The 14,569-nt window shown below is 61.9% G+C and carries 13 protein-coding genes, 1 tRNA gene and 1 pseudogene; 11 read left to right on the top strand and 4 right to left on the bottom strand.

Features of this window, described 5'->3' with window-relative positions:
* The first annotated feature begins 154 nt into the window (after positions 1-154).
* From rbfA to BW992_RS03205, 5 genes are all read left to right on the top strand, one after another.
* Complete coding sequence (gene rbfA / locus BW992_RS03225; protein WP_072388545.1) at positions 155-550, top strand: 30S ribosome-binding factor RbfA; 396 nt, start codon at positions 155-157, stop codon at positions 548-550.
* Between the two features lie 3 nt (positions 551-553).
* Entirely contained in the window at positions 554-1,471 is a 918-nt protein-coding gene (gene truB / locus BW992_RS03220; RefSeq protein ID WP_072388543.1) for a tRNA pseudouridine(55) synthase TruB, read from the top strand.
* A gap of 142 nt (positions 1,472-1,613) precedes the next feature.
* Positions 1,614-1,883: a 30S ribosomal protein S15 gene (gene rpsO / locus BW992_RS03215; RefSeq protein ID WP_039592311.1), complete on the top strand. Its 270-nt coding sequence runs from the start codon at positions 1,614-1,616 to the stop codon at positions 1,881-1,883.
* Between the two features lie 175 nt (positions 1,884-2,058).
* The gene (gene pnp / locus BW992_RS03210; RefSeq protein ID WP_072430735.1) at positions 2,059-4,164 is read left to right on the top strand and encodes a polyribonucleotide nucleotidyltransferase; all 2,106 of its coding nucleotides are present in this window, start codon (positions 2,059-2,061) and stop codon (positions 4,162-4,164) included.
* A gap of 125 nt (positions 4,165-4,289) precedes the next feature.
* A tRNA-Thr gene (locus BW992_RS03205) sits at positions 4,290-4,365 on the top strand.
* Positions 4,366-4,376: 11 nt separating this feature from the next.
* Here the strand turns inward: BW992_RS03205 and BW992_RS03200 are convergent.
* Entirely contained in the window at positions 4,377-4,925 is a 549-nt protein-coding gene (locus tag BW992_RS03200; protein WP_072388539.1) for a hypothetical protein, read from the bottom strand.
* A gap of 301 nt (positions 4,926-5,226) precedes the next feature.
* On the opposite strand from BW992_RS03200, the gene BW992_RS03195 reads away from it, so the two are divergent.
* The gene (locus BW992_RS03195; protein ID WP_072388537.1) at positions 5,227-5,532 is read left to right on the top strand and encodes a DUF6388 family protein; all 306 of its coding nucleotides are present in this window, start codon (positions 5,227-5,229) and stop codon (positions 5,530-5,532) included.
* Positions 5,533-5,571: 39 nt separating this feature from the next.
* Here BW992_RS03195 and nadC read toward each other — a convergent pair whose 3' ends face one another.
* The gene (nadC, locus tag BW992_RS03190) at positions 5,572-6,420 is read right to left on the bottom strand and encodes a carboxylating nicotinate-nucleotide diphosphorylase (RefSeq protein WP_072388535.1); all 849 of its coding nucleotides are present in this window, start codon (positions 6,418-6,420) and stop codon (positions 5,572-5,574) included.
* 292 nt (positions 6,421-6,712) lie between these two features.
* On the opposite strand from nadC, the gene BW992_RS03185 reads away from it, so the two are divergent.
* From BW992_RS03185 to BW992_RS27410, 5 genes and pseudogenes are all read left to right on the top strand, one after another.
* Positions 6,713-8,917, top strand: coding sequence for a DUF1631 domain-containing protein (locus BW992_RS03185; protein WP_072388533.1), 2,205 nt, complete (start codon positions 6,713-6,715; stop codon positions 8,915-8,917).
* 64 nt (positions 8,918-8,981) lie between these two features.
* Positions 8,982-9,542, top strand: a complete 561-nt coding sequence (gene ampD / locus BW992_RS03180) for a 1,6-anhydro-N-acetylmuramyl-L-alanine amidase AmpD (protein WP_072458702.1) — start codon at positions 8,982-8,984, stop codon at positions 9,540-9,542.
* Complete coding sequence (ampE, locus tag BW992_RS03175; protein ID WP_072430737.1) at positions 9,539-10,375, top strand: regulatory signaling modulator protein AmpE; 837 nt, start codon at positions 9,539-9,541, stop codon at positions 10,373-10,375. Before ampD ends, ampE begins: the two co-directional genes overlap by 4 nt.
* Positions 10,376-10,699: 324 nt before the next feature.
* A pseudogene (locus BW992_RS27415) lies at positions 10,700-11,791 on the top strand (methyl-accepting chemotaxis protein); the annotation flags it as partial.
* Positions 11,768-12,697, top strand: a complete 930-nt coding sequence (locus BW992_RS27410) for a methyl-accepting chemotaxis protein (RefSeq protein WP_371856259.1) — start codon at positions 11,768-11,770, stop codon at positions 12,695-12,697. The pseudogene BW992_RS27415 and the gene BW992_RS27410, both read left to right, overlap by 24 nt.
* 37 nt (positions 12,698-12,734) lie before the next feature.
* Here BW992_RS27410 and BW992_RS03165 read toward each other — a convergent pair whose 3' ends face one another.
* Together BW992_RS03165 and cra are read right to left on the bottom strand one after the other, a co-directional pair.
* Complete coding sequence (locus tag BW992_RS03165; protein ID WP_072388525.1) at positions 12,735-13,511, bottom strand: TatD family hydrolase; 777 nt, start codon at positions 13,509-13,511, stop codon at positions 12,735-12,737.
* Between the two features lie 18 nt (positions 13,512-13,529).
* Positions 13,530-14,525: a catabolite repressor/activator gene (cra, locus tag BW992_RS03160; RefSeq protein WP_076405580.1), complete on the bottom strand. Its 996-nt coding sequence runs from the start codon at positions 14,523-14,525 to the stop codon at positions 13,530-13,532.
* Between the last annotated feature and the right edge of the window lie 44 nt (positions 14,526-14,569).

Genomic DNA, 14,569 nt, shown 5'->3' with positions numbered 1-14,569 from the left:
CACTTCAAGAGCCCTGGTGGCTGGCCGCATGCACATGCGCGCCGTCGCCGGCGGACTCTAAACGCAACGCCCGGTCCGGCTTTTTGCCAGGCCGGGCGTTTGCCGCTTTCAGACCTTGCGGGTTTCACCGTGGGGCAGTAACAGGTAACAAGACATGGCAAAAGAATATAGCCGTACCCAACGCATCGGCGATCAGATGCAGCGTGAGCTGGCGCAGTTGATCCGTCGCGAAGTCAAGGATCCACGTGTCGGCCTGGTGACCATCACCGCGGTAGAAGTCAGTCGTGACGTCGGTCATGCGAAGATCTTCATCACCGTGATGGGCCAGGACAATGCCGAAGACATCGGCCAGAGCATCAAGGTGCTCAACTCGGCCGCCGGCTTCCTGCGCATGCAGCTGGCCCGCGAAATGAAGTTGCGCAGCGTTCCACAGTTGCATTTCCACTACGACGAAAGCGTCGCGCGCGGGGCGCATCTGTCGGCCCTGATCGAGCGCGCCGTGGCTGAAGACAGTCAGCACGCGGCTGAACCCGAAGACACCAAGGAGTAAGCGGTGGCTCAGGTCAAACGTATCCGTCGTAACGTGAGCGGCATCATCCTGCTCGACAAACCGTTGGGGTTTACCTCCAACGCGGCATTGCAGAAGGTTCGCTGGCTGCTCAATGCCGAGAAGGCCGGGCATACCGGTAGCCTCGATCCGCTTGCCACCGGCGTGCTGCCGTTGTGCTTCGGCGAGGCGACCAAGTTCTCCCAGTACCTGCTCGATTCCGACAAGGGCTATGAAACCCTGGCGCAACTGGGCAAGACCACCACCACGGCAGATGCCGAAGGCGAGGTTTTGCGCGAGCGCCCGGTGACCGTTGGTCAGGCGGATATCGAAGCGGTACTGCCGCGTTTCCGCGGGCAAATCAGTCAGATACCGCCGATGTACTCCGCGCTCAAGCGGGACGGACAGCCGCTGTACAAGCTGGCTCGTGCAGGCGAAGTAGTGGAGCGTGAACCGCGTTCTGTTACTATTGCGCGCTTGGAATTGCTGGCTTTTGACGGTAATACTGTCCGGCTTGCCGTGGATTGCAGCAAAGGCACCTATATCCGTACCCTGGTGGAGGATATCGGTGAGCAGCTCGGCTGTGGTGCGTACGTGGCAGAACTGCGACGGACCCAGGCCGGTCCTTTCGCGCTGGCCCAGACGGTCACGTTGCAAGAGCTGGAAGCGGCACATGCCGAAGGTGGCAACGAAGCGGTGGACCGTTTCCTGATGCCATCGGACAGTGGCTTGCTGGATTGGCCGCTGCTGCAGTTCTCCGAACACAGCGCTTTCTACTGGCTCAACGGCCAGCCGGTACGCGCCCCGGACGCGCCGAAATTCGGCATGGTACGGGTACAGGATCACAACGGTCGCTTCATCGGTATCGGTGAAGTGAGCGAAGACGGGCGCATTGCGCCACGTCGATTGATTCGGTCGGAATGACCGGAACCCGTCTGTGTAAGCAGGCGGGCGAGTGTGGCTGTCAACAGGCACGGTCATCACTCATTTATAGATACAGGGATCTGTCCCTGGCCTGTTGGTGCGGTTTCCTCGGAAACGGTACCTTGAACAAGAGGAAAGCCACATGGCACTCAGCGTTGAAGAAAAAGCTCAGATCGTGACCGACTACCAGCAAGCTGTTGGTGACACTGGTTCGCCAGAAGTGCAAGTTGCACTGCTGACCGCCAACATCAACAAACTGCAAGGTCACTTCAAGGCCAACGGTAAAGATCACCACTCCCGTCGTGGTCTGATCCGCATGGTAAACCAGCGTCGCAAGCTGCTGGACTACCTCAAGGGCAAGGACGTCAATCGTTACAGCACCTTGATCGGCCGCCTGGGCCTGCGTCGCTAATCAGCGATTGCGCTATGAGGTTGGTTGTCTGCCAGTTGCCCGCGTTCGCGTCGGCGACCGGCAGGCTCCCAGCCTCAAGTTTTATCTGGACAGTCGTTGGGCCGATTCCCGGCACTGCCCAAGAATTTCGCAAGAAGACAAGTTTCCCCAAGAGCCACAAAGAAGGTAGGACACCGTGAACCCGGTAATCAAGAAATTCCAGTTCGGTCAGTCGACCGTTACCCTCGAGACTGGCCGTATCGCCCGTCAGGCATCCGGCGCAGTGCTGGTCACCGTTGACGACGACGTCAGCGTATTGGTGACCGTTGTCGGTGCCAAGCAGGCCGATCCAGGCAAGGGCTTCTTCCCTCTGTCTGTCCACTATCAGGAAAAGACCTACGCCGCCGGTAAGATCCCGGGTGGTTTCTTCAAGCGCGAAGGCCGTCCTTCCGAGAAGGAAACCCTGACTTCCCGCCTGATCGACCGTCCGATCCGTCCGCTTTTCCCTGAAGGTTTCATGAACGAAGTGCAGGTGGTCTGCACCGTCGTTTCCACCAGCAAGAAAACCGATCCGGACATCGCTGCGATGATCGGTACCTCGGCCGCGCTGGCGATCTCCGGCATTCCTTTCGACGGTCCTATCGGCGCTGCCCGCGTGGCCTTCCACGAAAGCACCGGCTACCTGCTGAACCCGACCTACGAGCAACTGAAGGCATCGAGCCTGGACATGGTCGTGGCCGGTACTTCCGAAGCCGTGCTGATGGTTGAATCCGAAGCCAAGGAACTGACCGAAGACCAGATGCTGGGCGCCGTACTGTTCGCCCATGACGAGTTCCAGGTCGTGATCAACGCCGTCAAGGAACTGGCCGCCGAAGCTGCCAAGCCAACCTGGACCTGGGCGCCGCAACCGGAAGCCACCGAGCTGCTGGGCGCGATCCGTGCCGAGTTCGGCGAAGCGATTTCCCAGGCCTACACCATCACCATCAAGGCCGACCGTTATGCGCGCCTGGGCGAGCTGCGTGACCAGGTAGTGGCGCGGTTCTCCGGCGAAGAAGGCCAGCCATCGGCCAGCGACGTCAAGGCGGCTTTCGGCGAAATCGAATACCGCACCGTTCGCGAAAACATCGTCAACGGCAAGCCACGTATCGACGGTCGCGACACCCGCACCGTACGTCCGCTGAACATCGAAGTCGGCGTGCTGCCGAAGACCCACGGTTCGGCGCTGTTCACCCGTGGTGAAACCCAGGCCCTGGTCGTTGCAACCCTGGGCACCGCCCGTGACGCGCAACTGCTGGACACCCTGGAAGGCGAAAAGAAAGACCCGTTCATGCTGCACTACAACTTCCCGCCGTTCTCGGTGGGCGAGTGTGGCCGCATGGGTGGCGCCGGTCGTCGCGAAATCGGTCACGGCCGCCTGGCCCGCCGTTCCGTCCAGGCCATGCTGCCGGACACCGATTCGTTCCCGTACACCATCCGCGTGGTTTCGGAAATCACCGAGTCCAACGGTTCGAGCTCCATGGCTTCGGTCTGCGGCGCTTCCCTGGCACTGATGGACGCAGGCGTTCCGATGAAGGCGCCGGTTGCCGGTATCGCCATGGGCCTGGTGAAGGAAGGTGAGAAGTTCGCCGTCCTGACCGACATCCTGGGCGACGAAGACCACCTGGGCGACATGGACTTCAAAGTAGCCGGTACCGCCAAGGGCGTGACCGCGCTGCAGATGGACATCAAGATCAAGGGCATCACCGAAGAGATCATGGAGATCGCCCTGGGCCAGGCCCTGGAAGCGCGCCTGAACATCCTCGGTCAGATGAACCAGGTCATCGGTCAGTCCCGTACCGAACTGTCGGAAAACGCTCCGACCATGATCGCGATGAAGATCGACACCGACAAGATCCGTGACGTCATCGGTAAAGGCGGCGCGACCATCCGTGCGATCTGCGAGGAAACCAAGGCTTCGATCGACATCGAGGACGACGGTTCGATCAAGATCTTCGGCGAAACCAAGGAAGCGGCAGAGGCTGCACGCCAGCGCGTCCTGGGCATCACTGCCGAAGCCGAGATCGGCAAGATCTACGTCGGCAAGGTCGAGCGCATCGTCGACTTCGGCGCCTTCGTCAACATCCTGCCGGGCAAGGACGGTCTGGTTCACATCTCCATGCTGAGCGATGCTCGCGTCGAGAAAGTGACCGACATCCTCAAGGAAGGCCAGGAAGTGGAAGTGCTGGTACTGGACGTGGACAACCGCGGCCGTATCAAGCTGTCCATCAAGGACGTCGCAGCAGCCAAGGCATCGGGCGTTTAATCACCCCCGCGCCTGACCGCTGAACAAGCAAACGCCCCGACTGGTTCGGGGCGTTTTGCTGTGTGGCGAAAATCCTTTTGTCGCGGGTTGCCTGGCCACAGGCGACGATGCTAGGTTTAGCCACCGCCCGTGTAGCTCAGCCGGTAGAGCAGCGCACTCGTAACGCGAAGGTCGCAGGTTCGATTCCTGTCTCGGGCACCATCATCCCTCCGCTACTTCACCTTCCGGCTCAATTCCTCGACTGTGCGTTTGAGCTGATCCATCTCGCGATCCTGGTTGCCGAGTTCCTGTTTCAGCGAGGAAATTTCGCTGTTGCTCGCACTCGCACTGGACCCGCCATTGCGCTTGAGTTCCTCCACTTGCTTGCCGAGGTCGCTCAGTTCGCGTTCCTGTTCCTTGATGGTGCGCTTGAGATCGTCAATCTCCCTGCTGCTGGAGGTGGAGCTCGAGCCGCTGTTGCGCTTGAGCTCCTCGATCTGGCGGGCCTGCTCGGCGAGGGTGCGCTTCTGGTTTTCCAGTTCGTCGGCATTGTCCTTCACGGTTTTTGGCAGGTTTTCCAAGGCACTGGCGCTGATGTTGGTCCTGACGAGTGTGTACTTATCAAACGCCTCATGATGAAGGGCAGGAATGACGTCGGAGTAAGACGGCCCGTTGGAAGAAACTTCAACCGCCGCGTGAGCGATGTCGGCCAGGGCCAGGCTGCCGAGCAGCAAAGTTGCGGTAGCCAGTTGGATTGACGAACGTTTCGCAAAGCTGCGCATCGCTGGGGTCCTTGTGATTTGCCGGTATGGCACATGGCTATGACTGGTTGTTTTGACAGATGTTCCAGGGCCCGCTCGATTTCTTCTGTACAGGTTTTTTTGTGGGATAGATGTAAAGAGCCGTGTAAATCGTCGGTAAAACAACCTATATTCGTGCTGCATGTGTATCGCCCAGCAGTTTTCAGATGATCCCCGAATGGTTCCGAAGGCCAGGTAAACCGGGCTTGTTAACGGTTTTCTGCGTCAGAGAGATCCTTGATGATCCAGACCCATCCCCATTCCTCCGATCAGCGAGAACGACATGACGGCTAAAGAACTGACGCAAGAAGCCAGACACGAAGAAGCCCTGCGCAAATACGCCCTGGATACGCCTCAGTTAATGGAAGAAATCAAGGACCTGAGCGCCGACGATCAGAAAGACCAGATCCAATGGGCGTTCGAGGACGAAGCCGAAGCCCAGGGGCTGCAGCCTTGGGAACTGACGCTCAAGTACACCAGCACGCCTGAGGAGTTCGAGGCGCAGCGCCTGGCCCTGCACAAGGAAGCGGCCGAGGTGTTGGGCGTGGAGTGGGAAGAGTACTGCGAGATGAATAATCTGGTGGTCTGAGAAAAACGCCAGCCTCTTCGGGGCTGGCGTTTTTTCGTATCAAAGGCTCAGTCGCATCGACAGATCCACGGCTTTCACATCCTTGGTCATTGCACCGATCGAGATGTAGTCCACGCCGGTCTCGGCAATCGGACGCAAGGTACTTTCGTTGATGCCACCGCTGGCCTCCAGCTTCGCCTTCCCGGCGTTCAGGCGTACGGCCTCGCGCATGTCGTCCAGGCTCAGTTCGTCGAGCATGATGATGTCGGCATCGGCCGCCAGGGCTTCCTTCAATTCCGTCAGGCTTTCGACCTCGACCTCCACCGGTTTGCCCGGTGCGATCTTGTGGGCGGCGGCAATGGCCTGGGTGATGCCGCCGCAGGCCGCGATGTGGTTTTCCTTGATCAGGAAGGCATCGTAGAGGCCGATGCGGTGGTTGTGGCAGCCGCCACAGGTCACTGCGTACTTCTGGGCCAGGCGCAGCCCGGGCAAGGTCTTGCGGGTGTCCAGCAGCTTGACCTGGGTGCCGGCGACAAAGTCCGCCAGGTAGCGAGCCCGGGTGGCCACGCCCGAGAGCATCTGCAGGAAATTCAGCGCACTGCGTTCGCCGGTCAGCAGCGAGCGGGCCGGGCCCTCGAGGTGAAACAGCGCCTGGTCGGGGCTGACCCGGTCGCCGTCGCGCACCTGCCAATGTACCGCCACGCGCGGATCCAGTTGCCGGAACACGGCATCGACCCAGGCGGTGCCACTGATGGTCGCGGCTTCCCGGGTAATGATGGTGGCCTTGGCCAGGCGTTCGGCGGGGATCAGTTGCGCGGTGATGTCGCCGCTGCCGACGTCTTCGAGCAACGCGCGGCGCACATTGGCTTCGATTTCAGCGGTCAGGTCGGCGAGACGTAGGTTCGGCATAACGGGCTCCACAGACAAAGTGGCCCGATTATAGGGCCAGTGTCCTGTCCCACAAGCATTGTTCCTTCCCGACGGCGCCCCTGATTGTCATGTCGTCCTGGGGCTGGCGACCTGCATTTGGTCGCCTGCGCGCAACATTTTCTCGATTTTCCGGTCACTTATTTCGATGTATTTCGAGCTGGGTCACAGAGTCCTCTGGTGCGACGGGGTTCTTTTACCAGATAATCCGCCTTTCGATTGACGTCATGGCTTTGACGTTTACGACCGAAGAACACCGTTTCAGGAGGCCAGGATGCACAACGACGGGAATGTAGTGCCTTTGCACAAGGTTTCTACCGATCAGGCGAATCGTTCGCCGCTCGCCCGTTTGCCTGTGATTCTGCTTCAGGTCCGCGACAAGGCCGCCCAGCAACTGCGCCTGGGCTTGCAAGGGTTGTTCGATAACGCCGACGACACATTGTTCGAAATGGCCGACCGGGCGCGCAACGATGTCGAACAGAACCTGTACTTCGAAGCCATGCGCGACTTGCGCCTGAAACGCAAAAGCATCGAGCGCGAGTTCATCGAGCAGTTTTTCGAGGCGTTCGTCAGCCTGGCCCAGTACGACCTGACCCAGGCTACGTTGACGCCGGCCCTGGCCCAGGCGCGATCGAGCCGCGACGACCTGGAGCGCCACCTGGCGGTGGAGGCCATGGTCACTCGGGTGCTGAGCCGCGACGGAGCTTCCCTGGATCAGTTGACGGCACGCCTCAGCGTGCTGCTGGCCCGGCCCATGGCCAATTCGCAGAATCCTCTGAGCCCCGCACTGCTGTGTGAAAACTTCCTGCAGGCCGGGCGCAACCTGGGGGTGGGAATCAAGGTCAAGCTGATCCTGCTCAAGCTGTTCGAGCGTTATGTGCTCAGCGAATGCGACCAGCTCTATGCCGAGGCCAACCAGTTGCTGGCCGCCACGGGCATTCTGCCGGACCTCAAGATTTCGCCCTCCCGGCGGGCGTCGGATCGCATCGAGGAGCCCACCCGATCCTTGCCGGAAAGGGCAGCCAGGCCGACGGTCGCTGAAGTCGATGACAGCGTGCAGGAGGTGTTCGCCGCGTTGCAGAAGCTGCTGGCGCAGGTGCGAGGCAGCGTGGCGCCGACCCTGGAGCCCAGTGCGCCGGCCCAGCCGATTTCCACTCGGGACCTGCTGCGTCTGCTGTCCCACCTGCAGCAGTATGTGCCAGCGCCCACCCAGCAGGATGAGTTCGACCTGCGCAGCCAGCTCGAACAACTGCTCACCCGTGTCAGCGTCAAGAGTGGCAAGTCTCGGGTGGTCGAAGGTGCTGATGAAGATGTGATCAACCTGATCTCGATGATGTTCGAGTTCATTCTCGACGACCATAACCTGCCCGAGACCCTCAAGGCGCTGATCGGCCGCCTGCAGATCCCGATGCTCAAGGTGGCGGTGCTGGACAAGAGTTTCTTCAGCCGCGGCAATCATCCGGCTCGACGGTTGCTCAATGAAATTGCCGACGCAGCCATGGGCTGGGGCGATTGCGACGATCATCAGCGGGACAATCTCTACGTGCGTATCGAACAGGTGGTCCAGCGCTTGCTGAACGACTTCATCGATGACCCGGCGATCTTTTCCGAAGTGCTGGCGGATTTCCTGGCCTTTACCAGCGACGAGCGGCGTCGCTGTGAGCTGCTCGAACAGCGCATTCGTGACGCCGAAGAGGGGCGGGCGAAGGCCGAGCTGGCGCGTTTACGGGTCGAAGGCGTATTGAACCAGGTGATGCTGGGCAAGACCCTGCCCCTGGCCGTGGTGGAGTTTGTGCAGCAGGCCTGGAGCCAGGTGCTGCTGTTGACCGGCTTCAAGCATGGCGAGGAGTCCGCCGAGTGGCGCGCCGATGTCCTGACCCTGGAGCAACTGATCTGGAGCGTCCAGTACCACGACGAATCCGATGCCGGCCTGCGCTTGCTGGCGATGGTGCCGGAGTTGCTCAAGGCGCTGCGCGAGGGCCTGAGCCGTTCGGCGTTCGATCCGTTCGCCACCAGCGAGTTTTTCAGCGAGTTGGAGCTCCTGCATGTGCAGGCGCTGCAGCGCATGGGCCAGGCCACGGAGCAGGCCCAGGCGTCCGATTCGCCGGAAATGATCGAAGTGAAGGAAAGAATTGTCTTGCGGCCTCCGCACAAGGCGCCAGCCGACAGCGCGGCGGTTCGCTTGCCGGCCGATGACGTAGGGCTGCGCCAGGTCGACCAGTTGCGCCTGGGAAGCTGGGTGGAATTCCAGGAGGATGAAGACAACAGCCTGCGTTGCAAGCTGGCGGCGATCATCGAGAGCACCGGCAAATACGTTTTCGTCAACCGCACCGGGCTCAAGGTGCAGGAGCACAGCCGTACCAGCCTGGCCCTGGAGTTCCGTCGCGGAGCGGCACGGGTACTGGACGACACCCTGCTGTTCGACAGGGCCCTGGAATCCGTGCTGGGCAACCTGCGACAACTCAATCGCGGCAAGTGATCGCGCTGGCGAGGCCGATCACGGCATACTGGCGGCATTGATCGTCGTCATCGAAGGAACCTGTATGCAGCTGGACCCCGCGAGCGGTTGGTGCCACGGCGTGCGTCATTGCCCGTCGCCCAACTTCAATGCGCGCCCCGAGGGCGAGATTTCCCTGCTGGTGATCCATAACATCAGTTTGCCGCCTGCCCAGTTCGCCACGGGCAAGGTCCAGGAATTTTTCCAGAATCGCCTGGATGTCACGGAACATCCCTATTTTGCCGGTATCGCCGACCTGCGCGTTTCCGCGCATTTCCTGATCGAGCGTGATGGCGCCATAACCCAGTTCGTCTCTTGTCTAGAGCGTGCGTGGCACGCCGGGGTTTCGTGCTTCGAAGGCCGGGAGACCTGCAATGATTTCTCCATAGGCATCGAGCTGGAGGGCACCGACGACCTGCCTTTCACCGACGCGCAATATGCCGCCCTGGTGGACCTGACACGGCAGTTGCAGGCGGCGTTCAGCTCGATCACTGTAGAGCGCATCTGCGGGCACAGCGACATTGCGCCGGGCCGCAAGACTGACCCGGGGCCGGCATTCGACTGGGCACGCTACCGTGCGGCCCTGACAGAAGGGGAAGGACAATGAGTTTTCTGGTGTTGCTGCTGGCGGTGTGGATCGAGAAGTTCTCGGCCTTGCGCCAGCGGATCCAGCGCGACGGCGGATGGCTGCGTGAGCTGAACAGGATCGAAGCGAGCCCTCGCTGGGTGAATCGGCCGTGGCTGGTGCTGGGAGTGATGGTACTGGCCCCCGTGGCGTTGCTGGCCTTGTTGCTGTGGGTGCTGGAGCCGGTGGCCTATGGTCTGCTGGCATTGCCGGTGCACCTGCTGGTGGTGATCTACAGCCTGGGACGCGGTGACCTGCTGGCCGAGCTGGGCCCCTTTCGCGATGCCTGGCGACGCGAAGACCTGCAGGCGGCGACTCATGTGGCCAAGCGCGACCTGGCTATCGAAGCCGACAATGGCGAGCAATTGCTGGGCAGGGTCCAGGGCCATCTGCTGTGGCAGGCCTACCAGAGCTTTTTTGCGGTGATCTTCTGGTACTTCCTCTTGGGGCCGGTGGCGGCCCTGAGTTATCGCTTGCTGGCGCTGGCTGCCGAACATAGCCAGAACCCTGGCGTGGCGGAGCGGGCGGCGCAATTGCGCCATGCCTTCGACTGGGTGCCGGTCCGGCTGCTGGCGGCCAGTTTCGCCTTGGTGGGCAACTTCGTCGGGGTCAGCCGGATCATGCTGCATGAACTGCTGAACTGGAACATCAGTGCTGCGCAACTGATCGATAAGGTCGGCCTGGCGGCTGGGGAAATTTCCGCTCCCCTGGCAGGGCCCGAGGGCATCAATAACCTGGATCGGCTCTGGGAGTTGCTGCTGCGTGCGGCGGTGCTCTGGTACGCCGGGTTTGCGGTGTGGACCGTACTGGCCTGACGGGCGCGAGACCACGCCGCCAGGCCTGTGACCCGAGGGCTTGCCTGCGCCCGGTTGCGGGCAATCGCGAACGTGCGTGGGCATTTCCTGAAGCGCCCCAGGATCTGCTTCGCAGGCCGGCTGCAGCAAGCCCCCGGCACGCGGGATCGCCTCACGATCGTTCCCGTTAACCTTAAGTTACAAATCTTCCTTCCGATTTAGGCTATACAGGGACAGCACCACCAATGGTGGCTTTCTGCTGTCGCTGTGCGCGTGCTCATAAAAATAAAAACACTACCGGGAGGCTTTCCTGTGAAGAGTTTGCTCTGGCCCGCCGTCGCCCTGATGAACCGTCTGAGCTTTGGCATGAAGTTCAGCCTGATCAGTGTGTTGTTTCTAGTGCCGATGCTGGTGACCAACTTCTTTCTGGTGCGCGAGTCCTATCGGGAATTGCAGGGCACCCATGTGGAGTTGCAGAGCCTCGACCTGCTGGGCAGCAGCCTGAGCCTGCGCCGCGATCTGGAAACCCTTAACAACCTGGTGCAGATCAATGCCAGCCTGGGCCAATCCGGCAAGGCCGGCGATGTGGAAGCGAAGATCGGCACGCTCGAACAACAGGTCCTCGCCCGCCTGCAGGGCATGACCGCCATGGCCGTGGAACCCGAGCAGGCAGAGGCCTTCGTTGCCAAGCGCGACGAAATGGTCGCTGCGTTCAAGGCCCAGCAGGCCGAGAGTTCCCTGCAAAGCAAAAGCGCCTTGATCGGCAAGCTGCTCAATAGCGCGCAAATGCTGAGCCAGATCATCGCCAGCCAGGCAGGCCTGAGCCGCGATGGGCAGGGTGATATCCGTCAACTCAGCGAACTGATCACCGCTGTGACTCCCAACGTGACCCAGATCCTGGGTGAAGGCCGCGCGTTGGGCGCGTCATCCCTGGGGCTGGGGTTTCTCAACTCCTCGTCGAGCACCCGGTTCGACGAGTGGCTGGCACAGGTCGAAAAGCTTCAGGGCGAATACGATCTGAAATTGCAGGACGCCCTGGGCTCGAGCAAGGCGGCCGGGCAGGCGTTGGCCGAGCCGGCGGCCAGCAGCAAGAACACCCTCAGGCAAGCGGCGGAACTGATCGAAGAACAAGTGGTGATGGCCGACACCCTCGATGCACCCTGGTCGGCCTTCTACGATCAGGTCAGTGGGCTGATGGCCCAGACCTACCGGCTGAACGAATCGACCCTGGGCTTTCTCGGCGCCCAACTGCAGCATCGCCTGGAGCAGAATCGCAGCCACATGGTGCTGCAAGCCGTGGCGCTGGCGGCGGTATTCCTGCTGATTTTCTACCTGTACGCCGGCTTCTATGCCTCGACCCGTACGACGCTCCAGCGCCTGGGGCAGATGATGGACAAGGTGGCGGCCGGGGACATGACGGTCAACTTCGTGGCCAGCAGCAAGGATGAGCTGGGCGAATTGGGCGCGGTGTTCAATGGCACGGTGGCGAAGATCCACGACCTGATCGAACAGGTGGGCCGCACGGTCGCCGAGGTGGAGCGCCAGGCCGGGCAGGTGGAAACCGTCTCGGCCCGCAGCAACCAGGCGGTTGCCGGCCAGCGGAGCCAGATCGAGCTGGTGGCCACGGCCATGAACCAGATGTCGGCCACCGCCCAGGAAGTGGCTCGCAGTGCCGCGGCGGCGGTCAGCAGCGCCCACAGCGTCAACGACGAAACCCTCAGCGGCCGAGGCCTGGTGGAATCCCAGCAGGGCAGCATTGCCCGCTTGGCCAGCGAGATCGACCAGTCGGTACAGGTCATCAATCAACTGGCGACCGACAGCCAGGCCATCAGCCGCGTGCTGGACGTGATCAAGAGCATCGCCGAGCAGACCAACCTGCTGGCCCTCAACGCCGCCATCGAAGCGGCCCGGGCCGGTGAGCAGGGGCGCGGCTTCGCGGTGGTGGCCGACGAAGTGCGGACGCTGGCCAAGCGCACCCAGCAATCGACCGAAGAAATCGAAGCGATGATCAGTCGCCTGCACGGCGGCGTGGGGGCTGCGGTCCGGGCCATGGGCACCAGTCATGAAATGGCCAGCGGCACGGTAGGCCAATCGGAACAGGTCCAGCAGGCCCTGGAAAATATCCTCGGCGCCGTGGGCATGATCGTCGACCAGAACCAGCAGATCGCCGCCGCCGTGGAACAGCAGACGGCCGTGGCCCATGACATCGACCAGAACATCGTCGAGATCAACCGCGCCGGCGAACGCACCGCCGAAGGTGCACACCAGACCGAGGATGCCAGCCGGGCATTGTCAGCCCAGGTGGTGCAGCTCAAGCAATTGATCAATGCGTTTCGGGTGTAGACCGTTGTGGGAGCGAGCCTGCTCGCGCCCACAGGTTTTACCAGTTGAAGAGTTGGCGGGCGTTGGCGGTGCTGGCCTCGGCCAGTCGCTCAGGCGTCACCGCCATGATCCCGGCCAGTGCCTCGCAGATAGCCGGTAGATGCGCAGGGCTGTTGCGCTGACCGGGGAACATCGCCGGCGCCATGTCCGGTGAGTCGGTCTCCAGCACGACGGCGTCCAGGGGCAGTTTCGCCAGCACGCGGTGCATGCGCAGGGCCTGGGGCCAGGTCGCGGCACCGCCCAGGCCAAGCTTGAAGCCTAGCTTGATGTATTCGCGTGCCTCTTCGTAGCTGCCGGCGAAGGCGTGGATGATGCCTGTGCGTTCCAGGGCGAAGCGCTTGAGGGTCGCGATCACGGCGGCGTGGCTGCGGCGTACATGGATCAGCGCCGGCAGGCGGAATTGCGCCGCCAGTTGCAACTGCGCCTCGAACAGCGTCTGCTGGCGCTCGCGGTCGAGGGTTTCGATGTAGTAATCCAGGCCGATTTCACCTACCGCGCACAGTTGCCGATGCCCGGCCAGGCGGTCCAGCCAGTCGTGCAGTTGCGTCACGTCGTCGGCGCGATGCTGGTCCAGGTAGACCGGGTGCAGGCCCAGCGCGGCGTGCAGGTCCGGGTCGCTCTGCACCAGGTCCCAGACGCGCTGCCAATTGTCCCGATGCACCCCCAGCACCACCATCTCCCGGACGCCCAGCGCGCGGCTATTGGCCAGCAGCGCCGGCCGGTCCGCGTCGAAGTCGGGAAAGTCCAGGTGGGTGTGGGTGTCGATCAGCTCCATGTTCCGGCCCTGAAATGCTCAACCCTGGTGGATGCGCTGTTTGAATGTCCGCGCGATGGCTTGCACACCCGGCTGGTATTCATCGTTTTCGATGGCTGCCAGGGCCAGTTCCAGTGCCTTGTCGGCAATCAGTTGATGTTGCTGGGACATGGCGTTGACCGGCAGTGGCAGGAAGTCCAGCAGTTGTGTGTCGCCGAACGTACCCAGGCGCAGCGGGCGCGCCTTGAGCGGGAAGTCGTGCAGGGCGTCGAACACCCCTTGCAGCAGGACGTAGGACGTGGTGATCAGTGCATCGGGCAAGTGACCGAGGCGTTCGAGCAACTCCTCCATCAACTGGCGACCGCATTCCCGGCTGAACGACTCGCCGTGTTCGATCAATACCTGGCCGTCGAACCCGGCCAGTGCCTGGCGAAAACCGGCGGCCCGTTCCTGGCTGATGCTCAGCTCTGGGCGAGCGCCGATCAGCGCGATCTGCCGGGGCTGTGTTTCCAGCAGGCTGCGGGTCAATTGCAGGCTGGCCTGGCGATCGTCGCTGATCACCGAGCAGAAGTGGGCCGGTTCCATTACCCGGTCGATGGCGATGATCGGGATGCCCTTGGCCTGCAGTTGGCGATAACTGTCATCGCCGGCGGGCAGGCAGCTGGCGACAATCAGCGCATCGCAGCGGCGGGCGCGGAACAGCTGCAAGAGCTGGCGCTCGCTGTCGGGCGCGTCGTCGGAGCTGGCGATCAGCAACTGATAGCCCTGGGCCCGGGCGCCTTGTTCCAGCAGCTTGGCGATGCGGGCGTAACTGGGGTTTTCCAGATCCGGCAGGATGAAGCCCAGGGTACGGGTGTACCGGCTGCGCAGCCCGGCGGCCTGGGGATTGGGCGTGAAGCCGTGTTCTTCGACCACCGCGCGCACCCGCTCGACGGTCGCGTTGCTGATGCGTTGCTGTTCGGCCTTGCCGTTGATGACATAACTGGCGGTGGTGACGGACACACCGGCCAGTTGGGCGATATCACTGAGTTTCAACCCGGTTTTCCTTGTTTTTTCGAGGTTGCCCCGACAATGAGCAG

This window comes from Pseudomonas sp. 7SR1 (assembly GCF_900156465.1).
In the GTDB taxonomy this organism is placed as follows: domain Bacteria; phylum Pseudomonadota; class Gammaproteobacteria; order Pseudomonadales; family Pseudomonadaceae; genus Aquipseudomonas.
The sequence above is the reverse complement of the archived record's forward strand: the minus strand, read 5'-3'. Positions and strand labels throughout refer to the sequence as shown.

What these genes read in the sequence shown, in the direction of transcription:
- rbfA (WP_072388545.1), top strand. Translation starts at nt 155, where the DNA reads ATGGCAAAAGAATATAGCCGTACCCAACGCATCGGCGATCAGATGCAG.
- rpsO (WP_039592311.1), top strand. Translation starts at nt 1,614, where the DNA reads ATGGCACTCAGCGTTGAAGAAAAAGCTCAGATCGTGACCGACTACCAG.
- BW992_RS03200 (WP_072388539.1), bottom strand. Translation starts at nt 4,925, where the DNA reads ATGCGCAGCTTTGCGAAACGTTCGTCAATCCAACTGGCTACCGCAACT.
- BW992_RS03195 (WP_072388537.1), top strand. Translation starts at nt 5,227, where the DNA reads ATGACGGCTAAAGAACTGACGCAAGAAGCCAGACACGAAGAAGCCCTG.
- nadC (WP_072388535.1), bottom strand. Translation starts at nt 6,420, where the DNA reads ATGCCGAACCTACGTCTCGCCGACCTGACCGCTGAAATCGAAGCCAAT.
- BW992_RS03185 (WP_072388533.1), top strand. Translation starts at nt 6,713, where the DNA reads ATGCACAACGACGGGAATGTAGTGCCTTTGCACAAGGTTTCTACCGAT.
- ampD (WP_072458702.1), top strand. Translation starts at nt 8,982, where the DNA reads ATGCAGCTGGACCCCGCGAGCGGTTGGTGCCACGGCGTGCGTCATTGC.
- ampE (WP_072430737.1), top strand. Translation starts at nt 9,539, where the DNA reads ATGAGTTTTCTGGTGTTGCTGCTGGCGGTGTGGATCGAGAAGTTCTCG.
- BW992_RS27410 (WP_371856259.1), top strand. Translation starts at nt 11,768, where the DNA reads ATGACGGTCAACTTCGTGGCCAGCAGCAAGGATGAGCTGGGCGAATTG.
- BW992_RS03165 (WP_072388525.1), bottom strand. Translation starts at nt 13,511, where the DNA reads ATGGAGCTGATCGACACCCACACCCACCTGGACTTTCCCGACTTCGAC.